Genomic DNA, 18969 nt, shown 5'->3' on the forward strand with positions numbered 1-18969 from the left:
GCCTGCCGTGTCCCGCCCTTCACTCGATAGCGTGAGGCGATGAGCGACGCGACCGACCAGACCGCCGACCGGCTCGGCACGTACGCCGCCGCGGCCCCGTACTCCCCGTACGCCGGCCCGGTCGGCGCCCCAACCGACCGCGACGGCGGCCCAACCGACCGCGACGGCGGCCCCGGAGCCGACGGGGACGACGAACGGGACGACCTGCAGCCGCCGCTGCAGTACCGGTTCGACGGCCCCGACGACGCCCCCGTGCTGGTCCTCGGACCCGCGCTCGGCTCGACCTGGCACATGTGGGACCGGCAACTGCCGGTGCTCACCAAGCAGTGGCGGGTCCTGCGGTACGAACTGCCCGGCCACGGCGGCGCTCCGGCCGAGCCCGCCTCGACCGTCGACAACCTCGCCCGGCGGCTGCTGGCCGTCCTCGACGACGAGGAGGTCGACAGCTTCGGGTACGCCGGCTGCGAGTTGGGGGCGGCCGTGGGCGCCCGGCTCGCGCTGCTGCGGCCCGACCGGGTCGCCGCGCTCGCGCTGGTCTCCGCCGCCGCCCGCTTCGGCACCGCCGACACCTGGCGGCAGCGCGGCGTGGTGGTCCGCGCCAACGGCCTGGACCGCACCGCCGCCAACACCCCCGAGCGCTGGTTCACCGGGCCCTTCCGGACCACCCAGCCGGCGATCACCCAGTGGGCCGTGCAGATGGTGAAGACCACCGACAGCGCCTGCTACATCGCCGCGTGCGAGGCACTGGCCGCGTTCGACATCCGCGACCAGCTCGGCCACATCACGGTGCCCACCCTGGTGCTGGCCGGCGCCGACGACACCGAGACGCCGCCGGCCGACGCCCGGCTGCTGGTGGCCGGCATCCACGACGCGCGGCTCGCCGTCGTGCCCGGCACCGGGCACCTCGCGCCCGTCGAGGAGCCCGCGGCCGTCGGCACCCTCCTGGTACGGCACTTCGAGACCACCTGGTCGGCCGACCGCCCGTCCGTCCCGATGCCGTACGTACCCCCGCCGCCGCCGGTGCAGCCGCGCGCCGCCGCGCCCGCCCCGCCGCCTCCGCCGCCCGAGCCCGACGCGTACGACGAGGGCCTGCGGATCCGCCGCGAGATGCTCGGCGAGGCCGAGGTCGACGCGGCCGTCGCCCGGACCAAGACGTTCGGCAGCGGGTTCGACGAGTTCGCCACCCGGTGGGACTGGGGCGAGACCTGGACCCGCCCCGGTCTGGACCGGCGGAGCCGCACCTTCGTCGCCCTCACCGCGCTCACGGTGCTCGGCCGGCTGGACGACCTCGCCGACCACACCCGCGCGGCTCTGCGTGGCGGGTTCACCCCCGCGGAGATAGAGGAGACGCTGCTGCAGACGTCCGTCTATTGCGGATTGCCTGCGGCGCGGGCAGCGGTGGACCGGGCGCGCTCGGTCATCGAGCGCGAGGCTCCCAAGGGGAAGTCCTGAGCGGACCCGCCCGGCGGCCCCGTCCTGTGGACGACGGGACCTTGCGGTCGCCGGTGGCTTGTCGCGCGGTTCTCCCCCAGCCTGGCGGCTGGGAGGTGCCCCCACGCGCCCCTTGGTGGTGAGGCTCTTTTCGCGGAAGGAGCCGCGCAAACCCAGGGGCGCGGGGAACTGCGCGAGCCACCCACCACCGGACCGCAGGGTCCCGTCGTCCACAGGACGGGGCGCCCCGGCGGGTCCGGGCGCCCTGGAAACGGCAAGATGGCCTCATGGAGCTCACAAAGAAATCGCATGCGTGCGTCCGCATCGAGCAGGACGGCCGAACCCTCGTCATCGACCCGGGCGCCTTCAGCGAGCCCGACGCGGCGATCGGGGCGGACGTCATCCTCGTGACCCACGAGCATGCCGACCACTTCAGCGAGGACCGGCTGCGGGCGGGTCTGGAGGCGAACCCCGCGGCGGAGCTGTGGACGCTGGCGAGCGTGGCCGACAAGATGTCCGCCGCGTTCCCGGGCCGGGTGCACACCGTGGGGCACGGGGACAGCTTCACCGCGGCCGGCTTCGACGTGCAGGTGCACGGCGAGCTGCACGCGGTGATCCACCCGGACATCCCGCGGATCACCAACATCGGCTTCCTGGTGAACCGCGCGGTGTTCCACCCGGGTGACGCGCTGACCCTGCCCGGGCACGCCGTGGACACGCTGCTGCTGCCGGTGATGGCGCCGTGGAACAAGATCTCCGAGGTGATCGACTACGTCCGCGAGGTGAAGCCGCGCCGGGCGATCGACGTGCATGACGCGCTGCTGACGGACCTGGCCCGCCCGGTCTACGACCTCCAGATCGGCAACCTGGGCGGTGCGGACCACCTGCGGCTGTCGTCGGGCGAGGGCACCACCGTCTGAGCGCGGAGCGGGGCTGTCGTACCCAGCCGCTAGGTTGGGTGGCATGCGTATCGCGACCTGGAACGTCAACTCGATCACCGCGCGGCTGCCCCGGCTGCTGGCCTGGCTGGAGAGCAGCGGCACCGACGTGCTGTGCGTCCAGGAGACCAAGTGCACCACCGAGCAGTTCCCGCACGACGAACTGCGCGCGATCGGTTACGAGGCCGCCGTCGAGGCCACCGGCCGGTGGAACGGCGTGGCGGTCATCTCCCGGGTCGGCCTGGCCGACGTGGTGCACGGCCTGCCCGGCGGCCCGACCTACGAGGACGTGGCCGAGCCCCGCGCGCTGTCCGCGACCTGCGGCCCGGTCCGCGTCTGGTCGGTCTACGTGCCGAACGGACGGGAGGTCGACCACCCGCACTTCGCGTACAAGCTGCGCTGGCTGGAGGCGCTGACCGCCGCCGTCGCCGAGGACGCCGCCGGGCCCCGCCCGTTCGCCGTCCTCGGCGACTACAACGTCGCGCCGGCCGACGCCGACGTGTGGGACATCACCGCCTTCGAGGGCGCGACCCACGTCACCGCCGCCGAGCGGGACGCCCTGGCCACGCTGCGCGGCACCGGCCTGAGCGACGTGGTCCCCCGCCCGCTGAAGTACGACCACCCGTACACGTACTGGGACTACCGCCAGCTCGCCTTCCCGAAGAACCGCGGCATGCGTATCGATCTGGTGTACGGCAACGCGCCGTTCGCGAAGGCCGCCTCGGACGCCTACGTGGACCGCGAGGAGCGCAAGGGCAAGGGCGCGTCCGACCACGCCCCCGTGGTGGTGGACCTGGAGGTGTGAGGGAGGCGCCCGCAAGGGCGCCGGGAGGGTCCGCGGCGGCCCAGGGTCACTACAGCGGGGGACGGGAATGGCGTGTCAGCCGCGGAAGGGCCGGAAGCCCGCCGCCGCGCGTGCATGATGGCGCCAGCGGATTCCCGGGGCGCTCGGTCGCCCGGACGCTGACCCCCTCTCAGACCACCCTCACCACCGGCTCGCACGGAGGCACGACGTGGACTCCCTTCAGCAATTGCCGAACATCGGGGCGGTGCTGGCCGATCGGCTGCGCCGCGCCGGAGTGGACGACGCGGGCGAACTGCGCCGGCTCGGATCCGGCCGTGCCTTCGAGAAGATCCGACCGGAGCTTCCGGAGGATGCCCGCACCCACACCCTCCTCGCCCTGGAGGGTGCCCTGCGCGGCATGCGCTGGACCGCGATCCCGCAGACGGAGCGTGACACCTTGGTGCACCGCGTCCTCGGCTGCCCCTGATCTGATCGGTCCTCCCTGACCCCCGCACCGTCGGGGGCGCGCGACGTCCGCTCCGGGGCCACCCGACGGTGGACGGCCGCGCACCAGGTTCCCCACCCTGGGCCCCACCCGGTCCCGGGGCGCGAGACGCGGCGCGTTGCGGTCCGCGGCACCTGCGGCGAAGCGACGTGCCCGGCGAAGGTTCCGGCGCCCTGTTTGCCCGGCGTGCCGTCGGGCAGCCGCATCGAGGGGGACCGTCGCAGAAGGGAGAACCGCGCAATGCCCCCCACCGTCACGCAGGACGCCGTCCTCACGGACTCGCAGATCGCCGAACTCGCCCAGCAGCTCAGGGTGGACGCCGTTCGCGCCGCCGACGCCGCGGGCTCCGGGCATCCGACGTCGTCGATGTCCGCCGCCGAGCTCTTCGCGGTGCTGCTCGCGCGGCACCTGCGCTACGACTTCGACCACCCCGAGAACCCCGCGAACGACCACCTGATCCTGTCCAAGGGCCACGCCTCCCCGCTGCTGTATGCCGCGTACAAGGCCGCCGGCGCCGTCACGGACGACGAACTGCTCACCTTCCGCAAGCTCGGCAGCCGGCTGGAGGGCCACCCGACCCCGAAGATCCCCTGGGTCGACGTGGCCACCGGCTCGCTCGGCCAGGGCCTGCCGATCGGTGTCGGGGTGGCCCTGGCGGGCGCCCGGCTGGACCACCTCCCGTACCGCACCTGGGTGCTGTGCGGTGACAGCGAGATGGCCGAGGGATCGGTGTGGGAGGCGTTCGAGCAGGCCGGGATGGAAGGGTTGCAGAACCTCACGCTGATGATCGACGTGAACCGGCTCGGCCAGCGCGGTCCCACCCGGCACGGCTGGGACCTGGACGCGTACGCCCGTCGGATCCGGGCCTTCGGCTGGCACACCGTGGAGATCGACGGCCACGACATCGACGCCGTCGACGAGGCCATGGCGACGGCCCGCACCAACCGCGGCGCGCCCACCGCGATCATCGCCCGCACCCGCAAGGGGCGGGGCGTGGCCGCCGTGGAGAACCAGGAGGGCAAGCACGGCAAGCCGCTGCCCGACGCCGAGGCCGCGATCCGCGAGCTGGGCGGACTCCGTGACCTGCGCGTGCAGGTCCGCAAGCCCGCCGACGCCGAGCGGCAGCCGCGCGAGGCGGCCGACCCGCACGCTCCGCTGCCGCGGTACGACAAGGGCGCCGCGGTCGCCACCCGGACCGCCTTCGGCGAGGCGCTGGCCGTCCTCGGCGACCGGCGCGCCGACATCGTGACCCTCGACGGCGAGGTCGGCGACTCCACCAAGGCGCAGCTCTTCGCGGCCGGCCACTCCGAGCGGTACATCGAGTGCTACATCGCCGAGCAGGAGCTGATCGGCGCGGCCGTCGGCGTCGGGGTCCGCGGCTGGACGCCGTACGCGTGCACGTTCGCGGCGTTCCTGACCCGGGCGCACGACTTCCTGCGGATGGCCGCGGTCTCCCGCTCCGACCTCAACGTGGTCGGTACCCACGCGGGTGTCGCCATCGGTGAGGACGGCCCGTCCCAGATGGGCCTGGAGGACCTCGCGATGCTGCGCGGGATCCACGGCAGCACCGTGCTCTACCCGTGCGACGCGAACCAGACCGTGCAACTCGTCACGGCCATGGCCGAGCGCACCGGCATCACCTACCTGCGGGCCAGCCGCGGCGAGTTCCCGGTGATCTACGGTCCCGACGACGCGTTCCCGATCGGCGGCAGCAAGGTGCTGCGCTCCGGCGACGAGGACCAGGTCACCCTGATCGGCGCCGGCGTCACCGTGCACGAGGCGCTGGCCGCGGCCGACAAGCTCGCCACCGAGGGCATCCGCGCCCGGGTGATCGACCTGTACTCGCTCAAGCCGGTCGACGCGAAGACGCTGCGCGCGGCGGCCCAGGCGACCGGCCGGTTCGTCACGGTCGAGGACCACCATCCCGAGGGCGGCCTCGCCGACGCGGTCCTGGAGTCCTTCGGCAACGGGCACCCCATGCCGCGGCTGACCCGTCTCGCGGTGTACTCCATGCCCGGCTCCGCCACCCCGGCCGAGCAGCTGGACGCGGCCGGCGTGAGCGCCCCCTCGATCGCCGCGGCGGCCCGCAAGCTCGTCGCGGACTGAGCGGGCCCGGGCACAGCATGAGGGGGCGCCGCCCGCGGGCGGCGCCCCCTCATGCTGTGCGGCGCTCGTCGGCGTCAGTCGATGTTGGGTCCGCTGTGCCGCCGCGGATGGCTGCGGACGCGGCCGGAACGCACGCCGCTGTCGTGCACCTCGTGCGGGAAGCGGCGGCGGCCGTCCTGCGGCATCTCGTCGGGCACGACGCCCCGCGCGTCATGGCTGCGACGCCCGTCCCCCTGGTGGCCCGGCCCGTGGTCCTCGGGCGCCCCGGTCTCGTGTTCCTGGCGGGTCTGCCACGCACCCGAGCGCGGCCGGAGACCGAACGGCACGGCTGGCTCCTTGCCCAGCCGCCTCATCCCGAGCCAGACGGCCGCGACCAGGACGATCACGATGCAAATACCGATCACCAGGGGACCGACCGCACCGGCGGGGAGCGCGAGCTGGGTCATGTGCTGTTCGGAAACGGACATATCGGCACCTCCTCTCCAGACGGATGCCCGCGATCAGCGCGGGAACACGAAGCAGGAGCAGGAAAAGCGGAACCGGACAGGCACGAGCACCGAGCGTGACCGACAAGGGCGGTACTGATGGCAGGGAAGTCGCGGGACGAGGGCACACGCAGCGCGGTCCTGGTCGCGCTGGGGGCGAATCTCCTGATCGCCGCGGCCAAGACGGTCGCCGGACTGTTCGCGGGCTCCCCGGCCCTGCTGTCGGAGGCCGCCCACTCGGTGGCCGACAGCCTGAACGAGGTCTTCCTGCTCACCTCGCTGCGCCGCAGCCACCGCCGCCCCGACCGCCGGCACCCCTTCGGCTACGGCAAGGAGCGCTACTTCTGGTCGCTGCTGGCCGCGGTCGGGATCTTCGTGCTCGGCGGCTGCTTCTCCTTCTACCAGGGCGTCCACGCGCTGGGCGACCACGGGGGCGAGAGCCACGAGGGGTACATCGCGGGCCTGGTGGTCCTGCTGGTCGCGCTGCTCGCCGAGGGCGGCTCGCTGCTGCGGGCAGCGGTCCAGGCCCGCCGCTCCGAGGAGGGCAGCGACGACCCGGCGCTGCGCACGGTGCTCGCGGAGGACGCCACCGCCGTGATCGGCGTGCTGCTGGCCGCCACCGGCATCCTCGTACACATGGCCACCGGCGACGCCACCGCGGAGGCGGCCGCGTCGATGGCGATCGGCGTGCTGCTGATGATCGTGGCCACCGGCCTCGCGCGGACCGCGCACCGCCAGCTCATCGGGCTGGCCGCCGACCCGGGGTTGCGCGACGAGATCGAGGAGCTGCTGGCCCGGCAGCCGGAGGTCGACACCGTCGAGGAACTGCTGACGATGCGGCTCGGCCTGGACTCCACGCTGGTCGCCGCCCGGATCGACCTGGTGGGCGGGATGGACAGCGAACGGGTCGAGGAGGTCAGCATGCGGATCCGCCGTACCGTGCGCGACCGCTGGCCCACCGCGGACCGGGTCTTCCTCGACATCACCGACGCCCGCACCGAGCGTGCGGAACGCGCCGAGCGGGCCGGCGCCCGGCGCGAGGCCGGCTGAGCGGACCCGCCGCCACCCGTGTCCCTCCCGCCCCACCACGCTCTGACCGGGCCGGACACCCCGCAGGACGGGGCACCCGGATTCGCCAGCGTCAACGGCGTCCTGGATCATTGCCGCATGCCGGTCCTGATAGCCACGTGCGCCTTCGTGATGACTCTCATCGGCGGTGTGGTCGCTCAGCGGATCGGTGACCGCCGCCATCTCGTCCTCGGACTCGCCGCCGGGCTGATGCTCGGCGTGGTCGGGTTCGACCTGCTGCCCGAGGCGCTGGAGACCCAGCCGCGGCACGTCTTCGGGGTCCCGGCGGCGCTGCTGATGTTCGTCGCGGGGTTCCTCGCGCTGCACATCGTGGAACGCTCGGTCGCCATCCACCGCGCCCACGAGGGCGAGTACGCCTCGCACACCCACGGCCACGGCCACGCGCACGACCCGGTCAAGGGCATCGGCGTCGCCGCGGCCGGCGCGCTGGTCGGGCACAGCGTGATGGACGGCTTCGCGATCGGCGCCGCCTTCCAGGCCGGCAACACCGTCGGCATCGTCGTGGCCATCGCGGTCATCTCGCACGACTTCGCGGACGGCTTCAACACCTACACGATCACCCGGCTCTACGGGAACGGCCGGCGCCGCGCCCAGACGCTGCTGGCCGCCGACGCGCTCGCCCCGGTGGCGGGCGCCGCGATCACGCTCGCGTTCACCATCCCGTCCGGAGCGCTCGGCCTCTATCTCGGCTTCTTCGCCGGATTCCTGCTCTACCTGGCCACCTCCGACATCCTGCCGGAGGCCCACAGCCCGCACCCGTCCAGTTCCACGCTGATCTGCACCGTCGTGGGGGCGGGGATCATGTGGCTGGTGATCGGTCTCGCTGACTGAGGCCCTTGGGCGGCGTGGTCGCCGCCTTGGTGACGTCCGCGACCAGTTCCACCACGTCGGAGCCGTACGCCTGCGAGTTGACCACCCGCAGCAGCAGGCAGAACGTCGAGTCCAGGCCGTGCTTGCGCACGAGCCGGACGTGGTGGCGGGCCAGGTAGCGGGTCGCGGCCTGGTTGGCTATGCCGCGCTGGCCCGACGCGAGGAACACCGGCCGGTCGTTGCCCGAGTCGCGGCCGGACGCCAGCCGGGCCAGCAGCACGTACTCCACCGCGCCCTTCTCCAGCCGGTACGTCTCCCCGGCCACGGTGATGGCGCCCTGGTCCGGGCCCTGGTCCGGGTCGGTGTTGATCTCCACGCCGGGCAGCATCGAGTGCAGGTGTGCGGCCAGCCGGTAGTTCGCCGCGGGCCCGCCGATGCAGAACTCGGTGCGGGCCCCGAAGCCCTGCCACGCCGTGTCGTGCGCCAGCACCTCCGCGTGCGCGCCGCACTCCTTGATCACCGCGGCCAGTTCGAGCAGCGCGAATGCGTCGTGCCGGGCCAGGCTCCAGCCCCGCGCTCCCGGGTCGCGGGGCACCACGAGCAGGCACTCGGAGTCCTTCGGCAGCCCGAAGAAGCGCTGCCTGCGGTGCAGCCGGCGCCGCCACAGGTAGCCGCGGACGGCCCAGCCCAGCAGGCCGCCGATCACCAGTCCGGCCAGCGTCAGCACGAGATCGCGCACGTCGTCGCTCATGGCGGGGCATCGTAGCGGTGTTCGAGCCGGACCGTCGCCCCCCTGGCTCCAAGGGCGCCCGGTGAACAGGGGCCGCACGCACGCGAAGCCGCCGCCGGCCCGGGCAGGGCACGGCGGCGGCCGAAGGAGGGGCCGGGCGCTTCCGCCCGGCCCCGCGCCGGCTCCGGATCGTCTCCGGGCCGGTCCGGCTTCACTTCGCGGCGGGCAGGAGCGCCAGGATCTCGTCGGTGCTGCCGGTCTCGGCGAGGCGCGGGAAGATCCGCTGCAGCGAGTTGGCGTGCGCGTCCGCGTCGGTGTCGGTCACCGCGTCGGTGGCGATGGTGATGTGGTAGCCGGCCTCGTACGCGTCACGGGCGGTGGACTCCACCCCGATGCTGGTGGAGATGCCGACCAGCACGATCTGGGTCACCCCGCGCCGGCGCAGTTCCATGTCGAGTCCGGTGCCGTAGAAGGCGCCCCACTGCTTCTTGCTGACGGTGATGTCCTCGGGCTGCTGGTCCAGCTCCTTGACCAGGTCGGCCCAGCCCTCGGGGAAGGACACGTTGCCGCCGGGGCCGCCGTCGTTGCGGCCGGGCGCCATGCCGGTGACGTTCACCAGCACCACGGGCAGGTCGCGGGCGCGGAAGGCGGCGGCCAGGCGCGCAGACCGCTCGATCACCTCGGCGGACGGGTGGACGGTCGGCAGCGCGGTGATGCCCTGCTGGAGGTCGATGACGACGAGCGCGGTGCGCGGGTCGAGGGTGGTGGCGGTCATGGCGAAGTGCTCACTTTCACGGGTTGGGTGGTGCGTGATCCGGTACGGAAATGGTTCGGGGGGCGTTCAGCGGTCGTACGGTCCGGGTCGTCCGCGCCGGGTCGTCCGCGCGGGGCCGTACGGTCCGCGGTGGCGGAGTCGCGGCCGGGGGTCACTCGCCCGCCCCGCCGGTCCGGCGCAGCGAGCGGTCGGCCACGGTGAGGGCGAGGACGGCCACGCCGAGGACGGCCGAGGTCAGGGCCATCTCGTGCAGCCCGGCGTCGGTCGCCCGCTGGCCGTAGAACAGGCCGATCAGGCTCGCCGCGGTGATCGCGCCCAGGTACTGGGAGGTGCGCTGCAGCCCGGCGGCACTCCCGGTCTCGCCCGGCGGGGCCTGCGCGTACACCGCCGCCTGGTTGCCGGTCGAGGTCAGGCCCTGCGGCAGTCCGAACAGCGCGCCCGCCGCGCCCAGGGCGACCGCGGGGGTGGTGTGCCCGGAGAGCAGCAGCACCCCGCTGCCCGCGACCAGCAGGATCGCGGCGACGGTCAGCGGCGCCCGGATCCCCTTCGTCCGCGCGCCGAGCAGGGACGTGATCATCGCGGCCACCGACATCGGGAGCAGCAGCAGTCCGGCCGCGGCCGAGGAGTAGCCGTGCGCCTCCTCCAGCCACTGCGCGTAGCCGTACATCACGCAGTACACGACCAGGTACGTCATGCCGTGCCGCAGGTACGTCAGCGACAGCGGCCGGTTGCGGGCCAGCATCCGCAGGTCGAGGAAGGGCGCGCGGCGGCGCAGTTCCCACCAGGTCAGCACGCCGCCGAGCACGGCGGCCACCGGCAGCAGCGGCCACGGCGGGGCGTCCAGCCGCATCAGGAACAGCATCAGGGCGGTCAGCAGCGCGGCGAACAGGGCGATGCCGACCGGGTCGATGCCGCCCGTCGACGCGCTCGCGCCGGCGGTGCCGGCGGCCCGGTCCTTCGCCGGCGCGGGCGTGCGCGGCAGCCACAGCAGCGCGAGGACGAAGCCGACCAGCGCGAGCGGGAGGTTCACCGCGAAGACGGCACGCCAGCCGAGCGTCGCGGCCAGCACACCGCCCAGGACCGGGCCGACCGCCGCGCTCGACAGGCCCGCGAGCGACAGCAGTCCCAGGACCGGGCGCGGGGTGGGGACGCCGATCCGCAATGAGTGCGCCCGCAGCAGCGCCATCGCCGCCGGGTACGCCGCGGACGTGCCGATGCCGAGCATCACCCGCGACACGATCAGCCACGCCAGCGAGGGTGCCGCCATCCCCACCAGTCCGGCCGCCGCCACCACCAGCAGCCCGGTCAGGAACACCCGGCGGGGCCCGAGGCGGTCGGCCAGCCGGCCCATGGCGGGCTGTGCGACCGCGCTGGCCAGGTACAGGCTCGACACCAGCCACGCCGTGTCCGCGGCGCCCACGTGGAAGCTGGCGCCGATCGCGACCAGGGTGGTCGCGATCATCGTGGAGTTGATCGGGTTGAGCACCGAGCCGAGCATCAGCGGGGCGATCAGGCGGGGCCCGAAGGCGGTGGAGGCATCGGCGGGGAGCCCGTCGGCGGTGGAGGCGCCGGTGGGAACGGGGTGGGTCGTCGGCGCCGAGCGCGCGGGGAGGGTGCGCGTGACCGGGTCCGCCGGTGAGGCCGGTGCTGCCGAGTCGCGGCCGGGGGTCGGGTGCGGGGTGCGGGGTGCGGGGGTCATCAGGAGGCTGCCGTCATGCGGCGACCGCGGGCGGGTATCGCCTTCGCGGTCGCGGTGGGGTGGGTGGATCGGGTGGACCACGTGGACCACGTGGATCGGGTGGACCGGAACGTGCGGGTCGGGCGGGCGGAGCGGAAGATGCGGACGGCCGGGCGGGGCGTGGCGATCACGACTCCACCAGGCGCCGCAGCAGCGGGACCGCCTCGGTCATGGCGCGCTGCTCGGCCGGGCTGAGATGGGTCTCCATCGCCTCGGCGAGCCAGCCCCTGCGGGCCTCCCGGCCGGTACGCAGCAGGTGGGCGCCCTCGTCGGTGAGGGAGAAGACCACCTGGCGTCCGTCGGTCGGGTGCGGGGCGCGCACCACGAGGGCGCGCTCCTCCAGCGCGGCCAGCGTCGCCCGCATGGACTGCGGCCGGACGAGTTCGCCGCGGGCCAGCGCGGCCGTGGTGGCCGGGCCCTCGCGGTCGAGACGGCTGATCACGGACTGCTGGGAGGGGGTGATCTCGGCCCCGGCGGAAGCCGTGCGCATGCGTCGCGAGAGCTGCGCGACGAGCGTGGTCAGCTCGTCGGCGGTGCGGATGCGTTCGGCCCGGGACATGTCTCCAGCGTAGGAGATCAACAGGAAGACTTGCAAGTTTGCCTGTCGAACGGGGCGGGTGCGGAAGTGGCTGCTGGGTGGCTGCGGGTCGGGTGGGTCAGGTGGGGGTCGGGCTCGGGTCCGGCGGGGGTCCGGTGCGGGTCTCCCGCGGGGTCGGGTGCGCCGGACCCGGGCGGGCGTGCGCGGAGCCGAAAACTCGCTGTAGCAAGCCCGTAACGGAGCGGGTGTCCAATGCCGGACGGAGGCCGGACCCCCGCGTGGCCCGGCGCGTGACGGTGGAGGGTGTGATGGCGGGCGAATTCGCGTACTACTACCGGTCCTTGCTCGCGGCCCTCGGCGAACGGCCGGGCTGGTACGGGGTGTTCGCCGAGCGGGACCCGGAAGCCGCGGCCGCGTACAGCAGCGGCCGCCAGGTGCCGCCGTGGGACGTCGTCCGTACGATGCTGCGCGACGTCGCGGCCAACGCCGGTGCGGCCGACACCGATCCGGCCGAGGCAGGCCGGGCCTACGCGCTGCACCGCGCCGCGACCGCGGCCGAGGACGCGGCACAGGGTGCCCCCCATGTGCTGCGCGGGCGCCTCGAATCGGCGGTCCGGGCACGTGACGGAGCGGCGGCGCGCGCCCGTGGCGCCGCGCGTGCCTACGAGGACGCGGGTGGCGCCTCGGGTCCGGCCGCCGCCCGGCTGGCGAACGGGCTCGCCTGGGCGCGGGACGACCTGGCGCGGGCGTCGGCGCGCTGCGAGGAGTTGCGGGGGCGGCTGACGGGGGTAGCGGGCCCCACCGGTTCAACAGGTCTGGCAGGACCGGCGGGAGTCGCGCGACCGGGACCCGCGGATGAGCGTCCGGAGACGGTCGCGCCCACCCCGACGGGAGTGGACAGGCCGGCCGAGGAGACGGTGGTGCCGCGGCGGCCCACGGGAGCGCGGTTCGCCGGTTCCGGGGGCGGGGAGTCCGCCGGATCGACCGCCGAGGGCGCGGTACCCGCCGCCGGGGGCCGGGTGCGGTCGGCCGCGCCGCGCGGGGCCCGCTTCGCCGGGGCGCCCGCCGCCGTCGTCGTCGAGGCGGTGCTCCCGGGGCAGGCCGGGCCCGCCACCGGGCCGCTGCCGAGTGGTGCGCGGTTCGCCGGCGCCCCGAAAGCGTCCGAACCCGCGGCCGCGGCGGCGCCCGCCCGCGACCCGCGCTGGACCGCCGAGGCGCAGGCCGGCGCGGCCCGGCTCGGCGCGCTGCGACGGGCCGGGGAGAGCGGCGCCGCCTACCTCGTCCTGTGCGCCGCCGCCGAGGGGCCGGCAGACCGTATCCCTTACGTCGTACGGGAGTTGGAGCGCACCGGGCTCGGCGCCGACGTGGCCACCCTGCTCTGGGAGATCGCCGCGCTCCCGCCGCACCCGCTCGCCGAGGCCGTCGCCGCGCTCGCCGCCGACGGTCGCGGACCCGACTGCCGTACCCTCCTGCGCCAGGCCGCGGGCCGGCCGCCCGAGGACGTCGCCGTCGTGGCCGACCTCCTCCAACAGGCGGGCCGCACCGGCGAGTCCGGCGAGCTTCTCGAAACCCTCGCCCGGTCGCGCCCCGCGGCCACCGCGGCTGCCGTCGCCCGGACCCGGACGTCCCTCGCCGAACCCCTCCTCGCGGCCGCCGCCCGCGTCTCCCGCGCCTGCCGGCGGGACGTCTCCGCCGCGCTGCGCGGCTGACAGCGCGCGGCGGCGCCGCCCCGCGGCAGGCGCGGACGGAGTCGAACCGGGCTCAGCCGACGAGCAGTTCGGCCTTGAGCCGCTTCAGCGTGCCGGTGCCGAGCCCGAGGCCCTTGGCGAGGTAGGCGTCGAACGAGCCGTAGTTCTTGTGGACTTCGGCGAATCCGTTGGCGAGGTACTCCGGGCGCACGTCCAGCAGCGGCTTGTAGATCGCGGCCTGGGCGGCGGGCATCGACGCCAGGGTCGCGGCGTTGGACGCGGCCAGGTACTGGTTGCTGGCGAGGTAGTCCTGCTCCACCCTGTTCCGGGGCACGCCCAGCGCTGTCAGCAGGGTTGCGCTCGCCCATCCGGTGCGGTCCTTGCCGGCCGAGCAGTGGTACAGCGCGTTGAGGTCCTGCGACTGCGCCAGACCGGTGAAGACGCCGTGGTAGGCGGTCTGCGCCTGCTGCGAGTCCACCATCTGCGCCTCGCCGTCGACCATCATCTGCTCCGCCTGCGCGGCGGTGGTCGGGTTGAAGCCGGAGATGCTGCCGACCACGTTCTCCTGGATGTCGGTGGCACCGGCCGGGACCTGGTCGGGCGAGGCGGTGCGCTCGGCGTCGGTGCGCAGGTCGTAGACGGTGTGGATGCCGAGCCGCCGCAGCTCGGCGAGGTCGGCGGCGGTCAGCTTCGAGAGGTCGCCCGAGCGGTACACCACACCCATCCGCACCCACTGGCCGTCGCTGGTGCGGTAGCCGCCCGCGTCAAGGAAGTTGGGTGCCGACGCCAGGTGCAGGCTGCGGTCGGCCAGCGTCAGGCCCTCGCCCCGGCGGGGGACCAGTCGGAACCACCAGCGGTCCGCCGCGCCCAGCCCCTTGACCTCGACCGTGGCGCTCGTGCCGCCGTGCGCCACGGGGTGGCGGTAGTCGATGCCGTCCTGGGTGCGTCCGGCGTAGACCGTGACACCGTTCGACCGCGCGGCGGACCAGTTGATCGTGAAGGTCCCGTCGTCACCCCGGGTGACGGTGGCCGTGGTGAAGGGGATCGCGGGGGCGCTCGCGTGCGCGGGCTTCCGGCCGTGGTCGTCCGCCGCCTGCGCGGCCGGCGCGACCAGCGTCGCGCCGAGCCCGAGGGCGGTGAGCGTCGCCGCGGCGACGGCCAGACGCCGCCGCCCCCGCGGCACCTCGGCGACGGGAAGGGCGGAGCGGGTGGGGTCGTACGTGCTCTCGTTCATGCGGCGGACGCTAGGTGTACGACACACGTAAACGGTTGACCCGCGATGGCCCCGGGGTTGCGGTCGGGTGAACGCGAGAACGTCCGCGGTGCGGCTTGCGGGAACGGGTGCACCAGGGGTGCGTGTGGTGCGAGCGTGGTGCACTCACGACGTTTCCCGTGCGAGCCGCAGACGTGCGTCGTCCGGAGCGGCGGCCTGGTCCTGCTGATGTGCAACCTCACCGCTCCCGGGGGAGGCAAACCGCAGCCCGCCCTCGCGCTCAATCCCGCCCCCTTCGCATCCTGAACCCGCCCGGCGGATCCCGTGCCGGCCTCGTTCCGATGCCGCCGTATGGGTCGGGCGACCGCGAAACAAGCCCGTCGTCGGCTGGTAACCGCACGGGCCTTGCCAGAGTGGGGCGTGGGTTCTACGTTCGTCGGACGGCTGGATCTACGGGCGTAGAACCGACGTGAGGTCGCGTCAGAGGAGCTGCGGATGAGCAACGTCGTACGGGCCGCCTTGGTGCAGGCCACGTGGACCGGGGACACCGAGTCGATGATCGCCAAGCACGAGGAGCATGCGCGGGCCGCGGCCGCGCAGGGCGCGAAGGTGATCGGGTTCCAGGAGGTGTTCAACGCCCCCTACTTCTGCCAGGTGCAGGAGGCCGAGCACTACCGGTGGGCCGAGCCGGTGCCGGACGGGCCGACGGTGCGCCGGATGCGGGCGCTCGCCGAGGAGACCGGAATGGTCATCGTGGTGCCGGTCTTCGAGGTCGAGCAGTCCGGCCACTACTACAACACCGCCGCGGTGATCGACGCGGACGGCAGCTACCTCGGCAAGTACCGCAAGCACCACATCCCGCAGGTCAAGGGCTTCTGGGAGAAGTACTACTTCAAACCCGGCAACCTCGGCTGGCCCGTCTTCGACACCGCGGTCGGCCGGATCGGCGTGTACATCTGCTACGACCGGCACTTCCCCGAGGGCTGGCGCGCCCTGGGCCTGGCCGGGGCGCAGCTCGTCTACAACCCGTCGGCCACCAGCCGCGGCCTGTCGGCGTACCTGTGGCAGCTGGAGCAGCCCGCGGCGGCCGTCGCGAACGAGTACTTCATCGCGGCGATCAACCGCGTCGGCACCGAACCGTACGGCGACAACGACTTCTACGGCTCCAGCTACTTCGTCGACCCCCGCGGCCAGCTGGTCGACGGCGCCGCCTCCGACACGAAGGAGGAACTCCTCGTCCGCGACCTCGACTTCGACCTGATCGACGAGGTCCGGCAGACCTGGGCGTTCTACCGCGACCGCAGGCCGGACGCCTACGGCGACCTGACGGAGGCGTGAGCCGATGGCCACCGTGACCGAGAGCGCGCACGCCGCACTGTACGCCCGGCACCAGGCGGTCCTGCCGGACTGGCTGGCCACCTACTACGCCCGGCCGATCGAGCTGACGCACGGCGAGGGCCGGCACGTCTGGGACGCCGAGGGCAACCGCTACCTGGACTTCTTCGGCGGCATCCTCACCACGATGACCGCGCACGCCCTTCCCCAGGTGACCGCCGCCGTCGCCGAGCAGGCCGGGCGGATCCTGCACACCTCGACGCTCTACCTCAGCCGGCAGGCGGTCGAGCTGGCCGAGCGGATCGCCCAGCTGTCCGGCATCCCGGACGCACGGGTGTTCTTCACCAGTTCCGGCACCGAGGCCAACGACACCGCGCTGCTGCTGGCCACCACCCACCGCCGTTCCAACCAGGTGCTGGCGCTGCGCAACAGCTACCACGGCCGCTCCTTCACCTCCATCGGCATCACCGGCAACTCGGCCTGGTCGCCGACCAGCCTCTCCCCGCTCCAGACCCTCTACGTGCACGGCGGGGTGCGCACCCGCGGGCCGTACGCGCACCTGACGGACGCGGAGTTCACCGCCGCGTGCGTGGCGGACCTGGAGGACCTGCTGGGGCAGGCGAACGGGACCGTCGCGGCGCTGATCGCCGAACCGGTGCAGGGCGTCGGCGGGTTCACCTCCGGGCCGGACGGCCTGCTGGCGGCGTTCAAGCGGGTCCTGGACCGGCACGGCATCCTGTGGATCACCGACGAGGTGCAGACCGGATGGGGCCGTACCGGCGACCACTTCTGGGGCTGGCAGGCGCACGGCGAGGCCGGCCCGCCGGACATCCTCACCTTCGCCAAGGGCATCGGCAACGGCATGTCCATGGGCGGTGTGGTGGCCCGTGCCGAGGTGATGAACTGCCTGGACGCGAACTCCATCTCCACCTTCGGCGGCAGCCCGATCACCACCGCGGGCGCGCTGGCCAACCTCGCGTACCTGCTCGACCACGACCTGCAGGGAAACGCCCGCCGGGTCGGCGGCCTGCTGAAATCGCGGCTGGACGCGGTCGCCGCCCGCAGCGGGATCGTCCGCGAGGTGCGCGGCCGGGGCCTGATGCTCGGGGTGGAGCTGGTCGAGCCCGGCACCGACACCCCGTCACCGGCCGCGGCCTCGCTCGTCCTGGAGGCCGCACGCGAGCACAGCCTGCTGATCGGCAAGGGCGGCCGGGCGGGCAACGCGCTGCGGATCGCGCCGCCGTTGACGCTCACCGTCGCCGAGGCGGAGGAGGGCGCCGACGCGCTGCGCGCCGCCCTGGAGGACGCGCAGGCCGAACTGGAGAAGTCCGGGACGCGGAAGGGGGAGACGCGATGACCCGCACGCTGATCCGGGGCGGCCTGGTGATCACCGCCGCCGACGAGGTCCACGCCGACGTGCTGATCGAGGGCGGCCGGATCGCCGCGCTCGCGGCCCGCGAGAGCGACACCGCGGCCGGCTGGACCGCCGACACCGTCATCGACGCCACCGACCGCTACGTCATCCCCGGCGGCGTCGACGCGCACACCCACATGGAGATGCCGTTCGGCGGCACCGTCGCCTCCGACACCTTCGAGACCGGCACCCGCGCCGCCGCCTGGGGCGGCACCACCACCATCGTCGACTTCGCCATCCAGCAGATGGGCGGGAGCCTGCGGGCCGGGCTGGACGCCTGGCACGCCAAGGCCGACGCGCGGTGCGCGATCGACTACGCCTTCCACATGATCGTCGCCGACGTCAACGAGCCGGTGCTCAAGGAGATGGACATCCTCGTCGAGGAGGGGGTGACCAGCTTCAAGCTCTTCATGGCCTACCCCGGCGTCTTCTACAGCGACGACGGCAGGATCCTGCGGGCGATGCAGCGCGCCTCGGCCAACGGCGGACTGATCATGACGCACGCCGAGAACGGCATCGCCATCGACGTGCTGGTGCAGCAGGCTCTCGCCGCGGGGAAGACCGACCCGCGCTACCACGGCGAGGTCCGGCACGCCCTGCTGGAGGCGGAGGCGACCCACCGGGCGATCCAGCTCGCCCGGGTCGCGGGCGCGCCGCTGTACGTGGTGCACGTCTCCGCGCAGCAGGCCGTGGCCGAGCTGATCACGGCCCGCGACCAGGGCCTGCCGGTCTTCGGCGAGACCTGCCCGCAGTACCTGTTCCTGTCCACCGACAACCTCGCCGAGCCGGGCTTCGAGGGCAGCAAGTACGTGTGCAGCACCCCGCTGCGGCCGCGCGAGCACCAGGCCGCGCTGTGGCAGGGCCTGCGCACCGACGACCTCCAGGTGGTCTCCACCGACCACTGCCCGTTCTGCTTCACCGGGCAGAAGGACATCGGCGTCGGCGACTTCTCCAAGATCCCCAACGGCCTGCCCGGGGTGGAGAACCGGATGGACCTGCTGCACCAGGCCGTCCTGGACGGCCACCTCACCCGCCGCCGCTGGATCGAGATCGCCTGCGCCACCCCGGCCCGGATGTTCGGGCTCTACCCGCGCAAGGGCACCCTCGCCCCGGGCGCCGACGCGGACGTGGTGGTCTACGACCCGCACGCCGAGCAGGTGCTCTCCGCGCAGACCCACCACATGAACGTCGACTACAGCGCGTACGAGGGCCGCCGGATCACCGGGCGGGCCCAGACCGTGCTCTCCCGCGGGGTGCCGGTGATCCAGGACGGCGCGTACGTCGGCAGGGCCGGGCACGGGCAGTACGTGCCGCGCGGCACCTGCCAGTTCCTCGGCTGACCCGCGCGCCGCCCCACCCGTGATCCGCCGCCCACCGTGACCTCCCACCC

General features: G+C 73.8%; 17 protein-coding genes. 11 read left to right on the forward strand and 6 right to left on the reverse strand.

The annotated features are described in order from the left end of the window. Nucleotides 1–39: 39 nt before the first annotated feature. The 5 genes from pcaDC to C4U44_RS08740 all read left to right on the forward strand — a co-directional run bounded on the left by pcaDC (nucleotide 40) and on the right by C4U44_RS08740 (nucleotide 5764). Nucleotides 40–1452: a bifunctional 3-oxoadipate enol-lactonase/4-carboxymuconolactone decarboxylase PcaDC gene (pcaDC, locus tag C4U44_RS08720; RefSeq protein ID WP_103885078.1), complete on the forward strand. Its 1413-nt coding sequence runs from the start codon at nucleotides 40–42 to the stop codon at nucleotides 1450–1452. A 266-nt stretch (nucleotides 1453–1718) separates the two neighbouring features. Then, nucleotides 1719–2351 (forward strand): MBL fold metallo-hydrolase, encoded by a 633-nt coding sequence (locus C4U44_RS08725; protein WP_103885079.1) that lies wholly within the window; start codon nucleotides 1719–1721, stop codon nucleotides 2349–2351. Between the two features lie 43 nt (nucleotides 2352–2394). Beyond that, nucleotides 2395–3174, forward strand: coding sequence for an exodeoxyribonuclease III (locus C4U44_RS08730; protein ID WP_103885080.1), 780 nt, complete (start codon nucleotides 2395–2397; stop codon nucleotides 3172–3174). Between the two features lie 208 nt (nucleotides 3175–3382). After that, complete coding sequence (locus C4U44_RS08735; protein WP_103885081.1) at nucleotides 3383–3640, forward strand: TfoX/Sxy family DNA transformation protein; 258 nt, start codon at nucleotides 3383–3385, stop codon at nucleotides 3638–3640. 258 nt (nucleotides 3641–3898) lie between these two features. After that, nucleotides 3899–5764 (forward strand): transketolase, encoded by a 1866-nt coding sequence (locus C4U44_RS08740; protein ID WP_103885082.1) that lies wholly within the window; start codon nucleotides 3899–3901, stop codon nucleotides 5762–5764. A gap of 74 nt (nucleotides 5765–5838) precedes the next feature. Here C4U44_RS08740 and C4U44_RS08745 read toward each other — a convergent pair whose 3' ends face one another. Next, on the reverse strand, nucleotides 5839–6231 hold the full coding sequence (locus tag C4U44_RS08745) for a DUF6479 family protein (protein WP_103885083.1): 393 nt from the start codon (nucleotides 6229–6231) through the stop codon (nucleotides 5839–5841). Between the two features lie 117 nt (nucleotides 6232–6348). Between C4U44_RS08745 and C4U44_RS08750 the strand changes: the two genes are divergently transcribed. Continuing rightward, a complete protein-coding gene (locus C4U44_RS08750; RefSeq protein WP_103885084.1) occupies nucleotides 6349–7299 on the forward strand; it encodes a cation diffusion facilitator family transporter in 951 nt (316 codons plus the stop codon). Nucleotides 7300–7416: 117 nt separating this feature from the next. After that, a complete protein-coding gene (locus tag C4U44_RS08755; RefSeq protein ID WP_103885085.1) occupies nucleotides 7417–8169 on the forward strand; it encodes a ZIP family metal transporter in 753 nt (250 codons plus the stop codon). Here C4U44_RS08755 and C4U44_RS08760 read toward each other — a convergent pair. The 4 genes from C4U44_RS08760 to C4U44_RS08775 form a co-directional block, all read right to left on the reverse strand. Next, nucleotides 8138–8899 (reverse strand): hypothetical protein, encoded by a 762-nt coding sequence (locus C4U44_RS08760; RefSeq protein ID WP_103885086.1) that lies wholly within the window; start codon nucleotides 8897–8899, stop codon nucleotides 8138–8140. The genes C4U44_RS08755 and C4U44_RS08760 overlap by 32 nt on opposite strands. Nucleotides 8900–9089: 190 nt before the next feature. Next, on the reverse strand, nucleotides 9090–9653 hold the full coding sequence (locus C4U44_RS08765) for an isochorismatase family protein (RefSeq protein ID WP_103885087.1): 564 nt from the start codon (nucleotides 9651–9653) through the stop codon (nucleotides 9090–9092). A gap of 151 nt (nucleotides 9654–9804) precedes the next feature. Continuing rightward, nucleotides 9805–11352 (reverse strand): MFS transporter, encoded by a 1548-nt coding sequence (locus tag C4U44_RS08770; protein WP_103885088.1) that lies wholly within the window; start codon nucleotides 11350–11352, stop codon nucleotides 9805–9807. A gap of 166 nt (nucleotides 11353–11518) precedes the next feature. Then, nucleotides 11519–11950 (reverse strand): MarR family winged helix-turn-helix transcriptional regulator, encoded by a 432-nt coding sequence (locus C4U44_RS08775; protein WP_103885089.1) that lies wholly within the window; start codon nucleotides 11948–11950, stop codon nucleotides 11519–11521. Between the two features lie 287 nt (nucleotides 11951–12237). Here C4U44_RS08775 and C4U44_RS08780 point away from each other — a divergent pair, with 287 nt between their 5' ends. After that, on the forward strand, nucleotides 12238–13638 hold the full coding sequence (locus tag C4U44_RS08780) for a hypothetical protein (protein ID WP_146088219.1): 1401 nt from the start codon (nucleotides 12238–12240) through the stop codon (nucleotides 13636–13638). A gap of 52 nt (nucleotides 13639–13690) precedes the next feature. Here C4U44_RS08780 and C4U44_RS08785 read toward each other — a convergent pair whose 3' ends face one another. After that, nucleotides 13691–14851 carry a tyrosine-protein phosphatase gene (locus tag C4U44_RS08785; RefSeq protein WP_103885091.1) on the reverse strand — a complete coding sequence of 387 codons (1161 nt, stop codon included), beginning with the start codon at nucleotides 14849–14851 and terminating at the stop codon, nucleotides 13691–13693. A gap of 474 nt (nucleotides 14852–15325) precedes the next feature. Here C4U44_RS08785 and C4U44_RS08790 point away from each other — a divergent pair, with 474 nt between their 5' ends. From C4U44_RS08790 to hydA, 3 genes are read left to right on the forward strand one after another with little or no spacing between them, the layout of a single operon-like run. Further along, on the forward strand, nucleotides 15326–16168 hold the full coding sequence (locus C4U44_RS08790) for a nitrilase-related carbon-nitrogen hydrolase (RefSeq protein ID WP_103885092.1): 843 nt from the start codon (nucleotides 15326–15328) through the stop codon (nucleotides 16166–16168). A gap of 4 nt (nucleotides 16169–16172) precedes the next feature. Beyond that, the gene (locus tag C4U44_RS08795) at nucleotides 16173–17522 is read left to right on the forward strand and encodes an aspartate aminotransferase family protein (protein ID WP_103885093.1); all 1350 of its coding nucleotides are present in this window, start codon (nucleotides 16173–16175) and stop codon (nucleotides 17520–17522) included. Next, nucleotides 17519–18919 (forward strand): dihydropyrimidinase, encoded by a 1401-nt coding sequence (hydA, locus tag C4U44_RS08800; RefSeq protein ID WP_103885094.1) that lies wholly within the window; start codon nucleotides 17519–17521, stop codon nucleotides 18917–18919. Before C4U44_RS08795 ends, hydA begins: the two co-directional genes overlap by 4 nt. Nucleotides 18920–18969: the final 50 nt, after the last annotated feature.

It is taken from the genome of Actinacidiphila yanglinensis, from assembly GCF_900107965.1.
Taxonomy (GTDB): domain Bacteria; phylum Actinomycetota; class Actinomycetes; order Streptomycetales; family Streptomycetaceae; genus Actinacidiphila; species Actinacidiphila yanglinensis.